Annotated in this window: 11 protein-coding genes and 1 tRNA gene; 3 read left to right on the top strand and 9 right to left on the bottom strand. The window is 65.2% G+C overall.

From position 1 onward, the window contains the following. Positions 1-17: 17 nt before the first annotated feature. From BM282_RS06840 to BM282_RS06800, 9 genes are all read right to left on the bottom strand, one after another. Positions 18-1,499, bottom strand: coding sequence for a DUF7289 family protein (locus tag BM282_RS06840; RefSeq protein WP_089878373.1), 1,482 nt, complete (start codon positions 1,497-1,499; stop codon positions 18-20). Beyond that, entirely contained in the window at positions 1,496-2,044 is a 549-nt protein-coding gene (locus tag BM282_RS06835) for a DUF7266 family protein (protein WP_089878370.1), read from the bottom strand. The genes BM282_RS06840 and BM282_RS06835 overlap by 4 nt, the downstream gene beginning before the upstream one ends. Next, positions 2,031-3,014, bottom strand: a complete 984-nt coding sequence (locus BM282_RS06830; RefSeq protein ID WP_245758320.1) for a DUF7261 family protein — start codon at positions 3,012-3,014, stop codon at positions 2,031-2,033. Before BM282_RS06830 ends, BM282_RS06835 begins: the two co-directional genes overlap by 14 nt. Further along, the gene (locus BM282_RS06825; RefSeq protein WP_089878367.1) at positions 3,011-3,622 is read right to left on the bottom strand and encodes a DUF7288 family protein; all 612 of its coding nucleotides are present in this window, start codon (positions 3,620-3,622) and stop codon (positions 3,011-3,013) included. The genes BM282_RS06830 and BM282_RS06825 overlap by 4 nt, the downstream gene beginning before the upstream one ends. After that, positions 3,616-4,143: a DUF7287 family protein gene (locus tag BM282_RS06820; RefSeq protein WP_245758319.1), complete on the bottom strand. Its 528-nt coding sequence runs from the start codon at positions 4,141-4,143 to the stop codon at positions 3,616-3,618. The genes BM282_RS06825 and BM282_RS06820 overlap by 7 nt, the downstream gene beginning before the upstream one ends. Next, complete coding sequence (locus BM282_RS06815; protein WP_089878359.1) at positions 4,140-6,182, bottom strand: type II secretion system F family protein; 2,043 nt, start codon at positions 6,180-6,182, stop codon at positions 4,140-4,142. The genes BM282_RS06820 and BM282_RS06815 overlap by 4 nt, the downstream gene beginning before the upstream one ends. Beyond that, positions 6,183-9,473: an ATPase, T2SS/T4P/T4SS family gene (locus tag BM282_RS06810; RefSeq protein ID WP_089878356.1), complete on the bottom strand. Its 3,291-nt coding sequence runs from the start codon at positions 9,471-9,473 to the stop codon at positions 6,183-6,185. A gap of 319 nt (positions 9,474-9,792) precedes the next feature. Continuing rightward, a tRNA-Arg gene (locus BM282_RS06805) sits at positions 9,793-9,865 on the bottom strand. 67 nt (positions 9,866-9,932) lie between these two features. Next, positions 9,933-10,196 (bottom strand): Sec-independent protein translocase subunit TatA/TatB, encoded by a 264-nt coding sequence (locus BM282_RS06800; protein WP_089878354.1) that lies wholly within the window; start codon positions 10,194-10,196, stop codon positions 9,933-9,935. Positions 10,197-10,477: 281 nt separating this feature from the next. Between BM282_RS06800 and BM282_RS06795 the strand changes: the two genes are divergently transcribed. From BM282_RS06795 to BM282_RS06785, 3 genes are read left to right on the top strand one after another with little or no spacing between them, the layout of a single operon-like run. Further along, positions 10,478-10,861, top strand: a complete 384-nt coding sequence (locus BM282_RS06795) for a DoxX family protein (protein ID WP_089878351.1) — start codon at positions 10,478-10,480, stop codon at positions 10,859-10,861. Positions 10,862-10,904: 43 nt separating this feature from the next. Then, positions 10,905-11,402 (top strand): redoxin domain-containing protein, encoded by a 498-nt coding sequence (locus tag BM282_RS06790; protein WP_089878348.1) that lies wholly within the window; start codon positions 10,905-10,907, stop codon positions 11,400-11,402. Between the two features lie 59 nt (positions 11,403-11,461). Beyond that, positions 11,462-12,268: an HD domain-containing protein gene (locus tag BM282_RS06785; RefSeq protein WP_089878345.1), complete on the top strand. Its 807-nt coding sequence runs from the start codon at positions 11,462-11,464 to the stop codon at positions 12,266-12,268. Positions 12,269-12,274: the final 6 nt, after the last annotated feature.

Raw genomic sequence — 12,274 nt, 5'->3', positions numbered from 1 at the left:
TCTCTCGACTCGCGCCCTCAGTCGAGTTCGACGGTGACGTTGTTCTCCGTCACGTGCAGGTACGTGATGTACCGCGACGACGTGGTGGTGTCGTAGCGGAGTTCGCCCGTCGACTCGTCCACGTCGAGTCGCGCCTTCCCGCTGTTTCCGGGGCCGTGCCAGACGTTCAGCCCGAAGTCCGGCCCGAAGTAGCTGAGGTAGTGTCGCGTCAGGTGGCGACTCGTCGTCTGGTCGCCGGGCGCGAACGTCACGTTCTCGCCGTCGACGCCGGAGTGGTTGAACGACGGCGAGGGGTCGACGGGGTCGTCCCACGTCAGCGACGTCTCGTCGGTCGCACCCGACCCGTCGTAGGTCATCGCCATACTACTCGTGTAGTTGACCGCGATGGTGTCGTCGCTGCAGTCTATCTTGACCGGGCCGGTGCCCGCCGGGATGCTGTCGTTCGTCCAGACGTGCTGTGTGCCGGACCCGTTCCGATAGTAGACGACCATCGTCATGTCGGCGTCCTTCCCGTTCTTGCAGTAGTTCCCGATCCCATTCGGGACGTGCACCACCGTCTCGTACGCCCTCGAACCCTTCGTCGTGTAGAAGGAGAAGTCCATGTTGTTGTTGCCGCCGTTGGACTTCGCCAGCGACACCTCGAACTGTCTGATGGGGTGCTCTGGGGCCATCCCGCGAATCTCGACGCCCTTGTTCTTCGCCGGGAGGTCGAACGACCCGACCATCCCCACCGTCGCCAGTTCCAGCGTCGCCGTTCGTGCCGTGTCGTTCACCGTGACGTTCCCGGTGGTTCGCGTGCGGAAGTACTCCGCCCACCCGCGGTAGAACTCGCTGTGGACGGTGACGTTCACGGACCCGTTTCGGACGGGGTTGCGGTACTCCGTGACGCCGTTGTCGTACGTGTCCCATCCCGGTCCGGGGTCCGCGGGCTTCGGATACAGTCGCCGAACGTCGTCGCTGCGCGAGACGGTGGCGCGGACCCGACCCGACGCCGAGTCGGTGTTCTGCACGCGGACGATGGGAAGCGTGAGCGTCGCATCGCGGTAGTGGAACTCCGGCGGCGACACCATCGAGGTGCCGCCCTCGGTCTGTCGCCAGACGCCGCCGCCCTGATAGACGACGGTGGACTTCCCGGTTCGATACTCGACGGTGCCCAACGACGCGTTGTAGAGCACTTCGTCCGAGTCGCCGGAGTAGTTGTAGTGCGTGAGTCGTATCCACCCGTCGTCGTCCGACACCTCGTACTGGCCGTCCGACGAACTCTGCAACGACACCGACTCCCGGGACGTCTGTCCGAGTCCGACCATCGCCGCGACGGCGTCGAACTGCGTCATCGACTGTTCGGCGCGGTCCACGTCGACGGACTGCTGGGTCGCCGACAGCGCCGACGACCCGACGCCGACGACGATTCCGGTTCCGAGGAGCGTTATCCCGAGGAGGAGGACGACGGCGACCGTCGACGAGACGGCACGCCCGTCCGTCCGCCACGTCCGATTCATCGGCTCACACCTCTCTGGGAGACGACCGACGGCGCGAACGCCACGTCGGGTCCGACGAGTGACGCAGAGACCGACTCGTTCGATTCGAGACCGATTCGGTCGGTCGACGGGTCGTAGTCGATGACGACGGTTCCGCCCGAGACGCTCCCCTCGGCGATATCGACGCCGGTTCGAACCGTGACCGTCTCGCTGTCGCCCGCCGTCGTCGTGAGCGTTATCTCGTGCGTCCGCGGCGTCGTCACGGTCGGCTCCGACACCTCGATTCGGTACGACTGCCCGGCGATGGTCGGCGGTAACTCTGCGCGGACGCGCACCGTGCCGACCCCCTCGCCCGCCCGGACCATCCGGTCGACGTCGGCGGTTCGACCGGCGATTCGCTCGCCGACGACAGCCATCTCCTCGTGGCTCACCTGCCGTCGCTGGTCGTCGACGTACTGACCGGTGCCGACGAGGAGACCGGAGACGAGGATGGCCGTTATCGCAAGCGTGAGGACGTAGCCGAGGGTCGTCGAGACGCCCCGGTCGGCCCCTTCACGCGGTCGCATCCGGCACCCCCACCGTCGCGTTGTAGTTCGTGTTCGGACTGCGGTACGTGACGGCCACGTCCGCGTCGTATATCGCCGCCGTGTAGAACGGCGTCCCCGAGTCCAGCGATAGCGACGGGTCGACCGACGCCGTGTCCGCCCGTTCGTCGACGACGAACGAGTACGTTCCGACGGCGTTCTGCGCGTCGTCGAACCGGACGGCGAACGCGTTGTCCGCGTCGGAGAAGGCGGCGAGTGCGGGGCACGTCTCGCCTTCGAACGTCCCGGCGTGCGCGTCCAGCGACACCGCGCCGTCGTTCGCCGCCCCGCAGGTCCGAACGGTGCCGCTCGGTTCGACGACGGTGACGCCCACGTCGCCGTCGTCCCGTTCGTAGACGTACAGCGTGTGCCGCTCGCCGTCTATCTCGTCCGTCTCGACGTGGAACGCGTCGTCGTCTTCGAGTTCGGACACGTCGTCGCCGTCGTCGTCGACGGGCGCCAGCGACGCCGCGTCGAGCGTCATCGTCGGCCCGCGCACCGCGGTGACGCCGGAGACGGGCGTCCAGTACGTCGCACCGGCGGGACTCGACAGGTTCCGCGTCGACGCCTCCTGTGCGATTCGCGTCCCGTTCCGCACGTCAACCACCCACGTTCGCGTCGCCGTTCCCGACAGGGCGTCGTGTCTGGCGGCCTCGTCGCTCCAGTTTTTCACGCTCGACCGCAGAGACTCGTTCAACGCGACGTACGCGGCGTCCACGTCGGGGGTCGACTCGTTGTCGTTTCGATTGGCGTACCTCACCGTCTCGCCGGCGGCGAAAACCGCCTCGGAACGGTAGTTGACGACCTGTGCGGACTCGCTGACGTCCGACCGCGTCGCCACGTTCCCGGTGTAGATGGTCGTGTTCACGAGGAGGGCGAGGACGACGAACAGCGTCGCCATCACGAGGGCGGTGACGAGCATGAGTTGCCCGCGGTCGTCCCGCCGAATCACATCCGCCACGTCACCACCTCCACCACGACGACGGTACGAACCGGACCGCCCGGTTCCACGTCGGGGGCGAAGTAGCCGTCACCGGCGTCCGCGAGCGTCGTCCCCGTCGGGTCGCCGTCGGCGTCTCGCAACTCGTCGTCGTCGTACAGCGTCACGGTCCACGTCGCGACGGACGCGTGGTCGCTCGGTTCGCCGAGGTACACCACCTGTTCGCGGATTCGCTGGTCGTTGCGCCAGAAGTAGACGTTCAAGTTGTAGGCGACCCCCCGGTCGAGAAGCGCGTCGTTCAACGCGCGGCCGAGCGCCGTCGCCTCCGGTGCGCCGTCGTGGTAGCCGTCCCACGGCGCGCCGTGCCACTGTCGTCGCGTGTCGTTCCAGTACAGGAGGCCCGCGCTGAGCGTCTCGTTGGCGGCCTGCGAGGCGAGGACGTCTTCTGCGACGACGGCTTGGTGGTCCTCGATTCGTTGGTTCGACGTGCTGCCGGTCAGCGGCGTCACGGCCGTCACCTGCAGGGCGAAGGCGACGCTGGAGAGCAGCAGGATGCCGGCTGCGATGGCTTCGAGCGTGTGCGCCTGTCCGCGTCGGTCGGACGAAGCCGACGTCACCATGCTCTCACCACCAGTTGCCGGGTCTGTCCCTCCAAGAGGACGACGCGACGCGTCGTCACGACGGACCCCCGCGACGGAACGGGCGGCCCGGCCCGGAGTTCGCGCGCCGACCCGCCGACGCCGTCGGGAGCGTTCAGCGAGACGACCGCCCCGTCGTCGACGACGGTGACGTTCACGTCGAGTCGGTCGCTTCCGAGCGTCGCGGCCACGGTGTCTGTCCCGTCGTCGAATCGACAGGCTGCGGTCGTGTCGGTCCCCGTCTGCATCTGCCGGAAGAAGTGCCACGTACACGTCGCGTTCAGCGTCGCGGGCGTCGACGGGTCGCCGAGGACGTCGCTGGCCAACGTCGCGCCGTACCTGTCGACGGTCTGCGTCCGGTTCGTCTCCTCGAACGGGTCGAAGATTCCGGGGACGAACGCGAGGACGAAGACGACGACGAGGAGGAACACGCTGATTCCGATGACGAAGTCCTGCGTCGTCTGCCCGCGCCCGGATTCGCCGCCTCGCACGCTCGGACTCATCCGACCACCGCCCACACCGCGAGCGCGATGGTCTGGAGGATGACGACGAACTTGACGCCGGAGACGATGTCGGCGTTGCGGATGTAGCCGCTGATGAGACCCGACAGCGTCGCCTGCAGCGTCACCGCGTGCAGGAACAGAAGCGAGAGCATGTCGGTGTCGACGCCGCCGCCGAAGTCCGGGCCGCCCTGCACCGCCTGCGACCCGCCGGACGAACTCGCCTGCGAGGTGAGTCCGGCCATCACGTCGAGGAACTGCGTCTTCAGGATGGCCATCACGGCCAGAAGCGTCAGGTACGTCATGAGGATGATGGCGACTTGCATCATCGTCCGCGACTTCCGTTCGCGTTCGATGTCGTCTTGGTTCTCGGAGGCCTGCGCCGCCGTCGTCAGCACGTCCGTAATCTGACTCGACGCCTCCTGTGCCTTCGAGATGAGTTTGACCGTTCGCGCGACCCGCGGGATGTGGTACTTGTTGTTGAACTCCACGAGCGCGGACCGGAGACTCATGCCGTAGTTCACCTTCGCGTGCATCACGTCGAACTCGTCGGCGAGTTTCCCCGACGACGTGTCGGAGACGGTCTTCACCGATTCGAGGAGCGTCTGTCCGGTGTCGTTCGCGCTCGACAGTTTCCGGAGGTTCTCCGAGAGTTTGCCGACGACGGCCTTTCGTGACCGCGCGTTCCAACTGTGGAAGAACGCCAGCGGAATCCCGACGACGTAGACGGGGACGTACCACCAGACGAACGTGCCCCAGATGGGTTGGTTGAGCATCGCGTCCCACGACAGCGGTGCGCTCCCGCCGACGACGGCGGTGCCGACGAGGACGACGGCGGCGGGGACGGTGACGAACAGGGTGAAGAGCGGTTCGTCGCGGAAGAAGTGATGCGGGGCTTCGAGCAGTTTCTTCGTCTTGTACGTCCCCTCTCGCGAGCGGATGCGGTCGAAGACGCCGAACTCGCCGGTAAAACTCTCGACGAGGCCCATGTGTATCAGTCCCTCCTCGTGGCTCTGTTCGAGACGCTCCGACGCGCCGTCGGGTCGGAGGTAGCCGTCTCCGGGTTCGTCCTGCTTCACCGTCGAGACGAGGACGAGAAATCCCACGCCGGTCAGTGGAATCAGCCCGTACACCGTCCCGTAGAGAAGCGACTGCTGTGCCTGACCGAGCATGCTCATGATGACGAGGATGATGATGAGAAGGAGGGGAAACAGCGAGAGCGTCATGTACATCTCGCCGAACAGTTCCAGCGTCTCCAGCGTCATCTCCTGTTCCTGCTTTGCGGTGCGGAGGTGCTTGTCCTTCTTGTCGTCCAAGAAGCGCTCCATGTTCCCCCCGGAGTTGACGATAGAGAGCATGTCGGTGAGGAACTGCGAGAGTTCGTCGGAGGGCGTGACGACGGCCTGGTCGCGGATGGCGTTCCGGTAGTCGGTGCCGAAGTACTCCGTCTCCTGCACGATGCTCTGGAACTCGCGGGCGACTTCGCCGTAGGTGTCTTCGGCCTGTCCCATCGCCTCCAGAATCTCCAACTGGTTCAGTCCGCCCACCGAGAGCGCGTACATGAACGAGACGGCGTCGGGCAGGAGCATGTTTATCTCGCGCTTCCGACTCGACGCCGTCGAGTAGGGGATGGCGACGAGCGTTCCGAACCCCGCGCCGAACCCAAGACTGCCGAACACGAGTCCGGAGACGAGGACGGCGAACGGCATCGTCAGCGACTCGAACAGCGCGGCGGTCTGTACGTCCGGCGTCGGGAGGCCGATACTGACCGTCTCGGCCGAGACGACGCCGAACGCGAACAGCGCGTAACAGACCACCGACCCGACGAGCCACGACGCGCCGCCGACGAGGACGCCGACGGCGAGCGCACGCGAGAGGTACAACTCCACCGTCGCGGGCATCCGCGCCTGTTCGAGTTTCCGTTCGACGTCGCCGACGAACTCGCCGTCCTCGTCGAAGAGGAGACCGAAGAGCGGGTAGAACGCGTCGCCGAGGACGTCCGTCCCCTGGTCGAGTCCGCCCGCCGAGGAGTCGAGGCTCATCTACTCGTCTCCCTCGGCGTCTTCGGGGTCGGCGTTCTCGAACTCGCCGAACCCCCATCCGTCTTCTTCTATCTCTCTGGACGCCTCGTCGGAGAGGACGTCGTCGAGGGTCAGCTCTCTCCCCTCGCCCGTCTCGGAGGCGTCCCCGGACGTCGTCTCCGCGTCGGTAGCGTCCTCCGTGTCGGCGGAATCCTCGACGGTTTCAGCGTCGCCGCCGTCACCGTCGTCGGCCGCGACACCGTCACCGCCACCAGCGTCCTCGGCGTCGCCCGACCCTAACGCCGGCGCGTCGTCGCCCTCCAGTTCGCTCGGTCCGGGGTCGTCCCCCTCGTCCAGTTCCGCCGGTCCGTCCTCGCCCGCGGCGAGTTCGGGGTCGTCTCGCGTCGCTTCGTCCAGCGCGTCGAGTTCCGCGTGCTCCTCGTATCCCGCGTTCACGTCGGGGTCCTCCGCGATGTGACGCAGGGCGTCGGCGACCTCGTCGGCGTCGCGTCCGCGGTAGTCGGGGAACAGTTCCTCCTCGGCGCGGGCGAGTATCTCCCGGCAGAGTTCGAGGACGTCCTCGGGCGGGTCGGGGCGCGGGACCATCTTCTCCTTCTCGGGGTCGACGTTGATGTGGACCGACTCCATCTCGCGGAGGTCTTCGAGACTCCGTTCGAGGTCGTCTTGCGCCATCAGTGCGAGGATGGTGTCGGGGTCGTTGATGAACGCCTGCAGCGTCGCGGCCACCTGCGTGTACGTGTTGAGGCCGCGTTCGATGAGGTACGCGAGGACCACCTGTCGCACGAACAGTTCGCGTTCGAGCGTCTCGTGGGACCACCCGCGGTCGAACCGAATCTCCTCTAACGTGTTCGACGAACCCATCCGGAGGAACTCGTCGTCTTCGGCCTGCCACTGGAACACGTCCTGGACGTTTATCTCGTCGTTCTCGGCGTCGTAGTGGTTTATCTCGGTCAGCGACTTGTTCCGTCGGACCTTGTTCCCCTGCACGCGCGTCGAGGTCTGAATCGAGACCAGGTCGAGCGCGGAGAACATCGTCTTCGAGACGTTGATGGGGTCGGTCGTAAAGCGCTTCAGGACCTCGCCGACGCTGTCGGCGTGGAACGTCGTGTACGTGGTGTGGCCCGTCGACATGACCTGAAACAGCGTCCGCCCCTCCTCGCCCCGAATCTCGCCCATGACGATGTAGTCGGGTCGCTGGCGGAGTGCCGCTTCGAGGAGGTCGAACTCGTCGACGTCGCCCTTGTCGTCGTCGGAGAACGACGGACGGGTGACGGAGGCGATCCAGTTCCGTTGCGGCAGTTCCACCTCGCGGGTGTCCTCGATGGAGACGATTTTCGAGTTCGAGGGGATGAAGAGTGACACCGCGTTCAGCGAGGTGGTCTTCCCGGACGCCGTCCCGCCGGCGAAGATGAGCGACTTGTGGTTCTCGATGCAGAGCCACAGGAACGCCATCTCGTCGAGCGAGAACGTGTTCCAGTTCACCAGGTCGATGGGCGTGAACGGCACGTCCTTGAACTGGCGGATGGTGTAGTTCGTCCCGTGGTCCGAGACTTCGCGACCGAGCGTCAACTGCGCGCGTGACCCGTCGGGAAGCGTGGCGTCCACCTGCGGGCGACGCTTCGAGATACCCTTGCCGGAGCGCTGGGCGAGTTTGACGACGAAGTCGTCTAACTCCGTCTCCCCGTGGACGACGTTCGAGATTATCTGTTCGTAGTCCGAGTGGTAGACGAACACCGGCGAGTTGTAGCCGTCGCACGAGATGTCCTCGACGTTGATGTCGTGTTTGATGCCGTCGATGCGTTCGTAGCCGATGAAGTCCCGCCGGAGGTAGTAGAGCAGTTTCTCGACCTGGTACTCCGTCAGCGTGTCGGCGTCCTCTTCGAGGAGGGCGGGTTCGGGCCGGACGGCGATACCGTCGAGTCGGCCGTCGTCGCGCGGCGGTTTCGCGAACAGGCCGTCGAGTCGGCCGCCGAGCGACTCCTCGGACAGGCCGAGGCGACGCGCGAACGAGGCGAGTGCGCCGTCGCGGGTCGCCGACGTTTCGGCCTCCGAATCGGTCGCCGACCCGCCGCCGAGTCCGAAGCGGTCGAAGAGTCCGCCGCCGTCGTCTTCGCCGTCCGCGCCGTCGTCTTCGGCGGTCGTCCGCGGCGGTGCGAGCGAGAACGAGTCGGAGTAGCCGTCCGGGCCGGGGTCGAACAGGTCGTACCGTTCGAGGAGTTCGAGCGACTGCTGTTCGATGACTCGCCGTCGCGTCCCCTCTTCGGTCCCGACAGTGCTCTCGTCGTCGTACTTGATGGCCGTCCGCAACTTGCCGGTGAGAAATTCCGTCAGGTCCGCTTCGAGGCGGTTCTGGTAGGGTTCGATGACGTAGTACTTCTTCTCGTTCTCCTTGACCGAGTGGAAGACGACGACGAACGAGTGGGGCTTGTTCACCCAGTAGCGTTCGACTTCGCGGAAGTGCGTCTTCTTCTCCATCGGCACCGCCTTCTCCAGGTCGTAGCGGTTCGCGGCCGTCGTCACGCCCCGTTCGTCCGAGAAGAACGCGTCCTCGTCCATCTCTCCGTTCACGTCGACGGTCCGTTCGTCGACGACGTCGGCGAGTTCCTCGGCGCGTCGTCCGGCGCGCGCGAGGGCGTTCTCCGTCACCGACGGGTCGAAACCGAGGGCGTCTTCGGCGTCGAAGCGGTCTATCTCGCCGTCGTCGTCGCGCGGCCGACTGCCGTCGTCCTCGTAGTAGTACTCGCGCTTGTAGTGCTCCCACATCCAGACGTCCTTGACGACGGGCGTGGTCTCGGGGTCGCAGAACGCCTCGAACGCCGTCTGGATACGTTTCGCCTCGCTCGCGGCGTCCGTGAGTTCGTCTTCGGTGTCGACCGGATGGTGGCCGAGATACCGTTCCTCTGTCGGGTCGAGACTGACGTTCCGCCAGTCGTCGCGCGTCGGCCGCGTCGGAGGTGATGGGTCGTCGTCCCCGTCGTCCCAGCGCGAACTGCCGGGACGGTCACGGTCCACGCGTGGGTCGCGGCCGCGGTACAGCGACGTGACGTCGCCGTCCTCCCCGAACTCGTCGAGGAAGTGCGCCCACGTGTACGCTCCCACTGCGGCCGTCGGTCCGTCGTTGGAGTCCCCAGTCGGCGCGTCGGAGTCGCCCGCATCGGCCGTCGCGCCCCCCGGTGCGACGTCCCCTTCGAGAGCGACTCGGTCGCCGCCGACCTCCCCCTCCGACGCGTCTTCGGCGTCGCCGTCCGAGTCGTCCCGGACGGGTAAAGACGCGTCGTCGTCGGTAGCCATTGTTCCTCGGTGGTCGCCCCGCATCAAAAAGGCTTCTGGGGATTTAACGGCCTGTTTAACGAACCACTCCGAGCGATATATCCGACAGAATCGGACATGTCGGTGAAAATATTCGGGATATCTGGGCCTGATGAGAACTATCTCTCACGAAATCCGTGCGAGCTAGTAATTCTGCGAATACGGATTTTCATGTCGTCGAGACAACTCTTACACCGACGTTTAGTAGGTTGTTAATTACTTGAATCGCAACCCGAGCGCTGTCGGTTCAGGGTGGCCGGACGACGCCCGCGGGTGGGGCTACTCCGTCGGTCGCCGAAGACGAACGTGGCGGGATTCGAACCCGCGATCGAGAGGTTAGGAACCTCTCGCCCTATCCACTAGGCCACACGTTCCGTCGACCGTACGAGAGCGACCACTATATGTCGTCTGTTTTCGAGAAAGCTGGAGGAAGAAGACCGCTCAGTTCGTCTCCGAAGACGTGGTCGTGGACTTCGCCGTCTCCTCGTCCTCTTCGTCGTCGTCGGTGTCGTCTTGCCCCATCTGCTGCAGTTCTTCTTCGATCTCGCTGCGCCCGCGCTTGAACTCGCCCATGGCCTGACCCGTGGACCGAGCGAGCTTCGGAATCTTGTTCGCCCCGAACAGCAACACGAGGACGAGCAGGACGATGAGAAGCTCCGGCCCACCCGGAATCCCTGGGAACAGGGGGGTTATCGTCTGGAACATCGCTAACTGGCCCTAACCTACTCGCGACTATAGGCTTTTTGCATTTCACGGTGTCGCACGGGTGCGCACTTCGACCGTCTCACGTCAGCGTATCGGCCTTCTTCGGGCCGCTGCGCGACTCTCGGAGCGAAACAAACACGCTTCACACAATGTCTCTCTAGAGAGAGCGTACACCCCGTGATTTTCCGCGGGACGCCGAACGTCGTGTCAACGATGGTGAAACCAGTGGCGCCCGCCGGGGCCGTCAGACATTATCCTCGTCTCGCCCTGTACTCGACTGTATGATTAACCGCCTCCTACTCGTCGTCGCGCGAGTGGCGTTCGGTGCGAAGTTCGCCCGCGACGGCTACGACAACCTCTCGAATATCGACGACATGGTGGGCTACGCCGACAGCGTCGGTGTCCCGTTCCCCAACGTCCTCGTCCCCGCGGCGAGTGCGATGCTCTTGGTCGGTGGCGTGCTTCTCGCCGTCGGCCTCGCGCCCCTCCTCGGCGTCGCCGGCATCGCGGCGTTCCTCCTCGGCGTGACGCCGCAGATGCACGACTTCTGGAACATGGAGGGCGACCAGCGAGACGACGAGTTCGACGCCTTCGTGCGCAACGCGTCGTTCGTCGGTGCCGCCGCCGCCTTCGCCGTTGCGATTCGCGAACGCGGCGAGAACTGAGGCGTACAGTAAGCTTCAACCGACTCTCCTCCTACGACCCGCTATGGTCGACGTTGGCGACGAAGCCCCGGATTTCACCGTACCGCTCGCAGACGGTTCCGTCGAGACGTTCACGCTGTCGGAGAACCTCGACGACGCACCACTCGTCCTCGCGTTCTTCCCCGCCGCGTTCACGAGCACCTGTACGACAGAGATGTGCACGTTCCGCGACCGGATGGCGAACTTCGAGGAGATAGACGCGACGGTGTACGGAGTCAGCATCGACACGCCGTTCACGCTCAACGAGTTCCGTCGGCAGAACGACCTGAACTTCGCGCTGCTGAGCGACACGAACCGCGAACTCGTCCACGACTACGACGTGGCGATGGACTTCACGTCGGCGGGCGTTCGCGACGTGGCCAAGCGCGCGGTGTTCGTCGTGGACGCCGACGGAACGGTGACGTACCGGTGGGTGAGCGACGACCCGAGCGCGGAACCCGACTACGACGAAGTGGCCGAGGCGGCCGCCGCGGCGTCCGCGTCCGACTCCGCGCGCATCTGACACGTCGCCCCTGCCACGACCGGAGGTACTTTCACCTCCCGGGCGTACTACGCGACGGAATGGCTGACGTAACCGACAACGGCGGTCGAAAGTACGACCCCGACGCGGACCACAGTTTTCCGGACGAGAAACTCAACGAGATTCTGCCGGAACTCCTCTCTGACCCCGAGGTGCGGACGTATCTCAAGGCACAGAACGTCAACGCCGTCACGCGGAAGGGCTACAACGACCACGGCGAGAAGCACATCGAAATCGTTCGCAACCGCGCGCTCCGTCTGTACGACCTGTTGAAAGAGGGCGGCGTCGAGTTCAACGGCGCCGCCCAACAGGGTCTCGAAGAGGCGGACGAAGCGGTCATCGTCGCACTCGCGGCGACGCTCCACGACATCGGGCACATCGTCCACCGCGACGAGCACGCCTACTACTCGATTCCGCTGGCCGCGGACCTGTTAGACCGGTTCCTCCCGCGCTTCTACGAGACGCCCGAAGTCGTCCGCATGAAGGCGGAAGTGCTCCACGCCATCCTCTGTCACCACACCGAGGAGGACCCCCTGACGACCGAGGCGGGCGTCATCCGCGTCTCGGACGCACTCGACATGGAGCGCGGCCGGTCGCGTATCCCCTACGAGAAAGGCGGCCGGGGAATCAACACGCTCTCCAGTCAGGCGATAGACAGCGTGGCGCTGAAACCGGGAGACAGCAAACCCGTTCTGGTCGAGATTGAGATGGTCAACGCCGCGGGTGTCTATCAGGTAGACAACCTCCTGAAGGCGAAGCTCCACAAATCACTGCTGGAAGACTACATCCGCATTATCGCGGTCAACACGAAGGCAGACGACCAACTCGTCGAACGTATCGAACTGTGAGAAGAA

It is taken from the genome of Halogeometricum limi (assembly GCF_900115785.1).
In the GTDB taxonomy this organism is placed as follows: domain Archaea; phylum Halobacteriota; class Halobacteria; order Halobacteriales; family Haloferacaceae; genus Halogeometricum; species Halogeometricum limi.
This window is presented reverse-complemented; position numbering and strand designations above follow the sequence as displayed.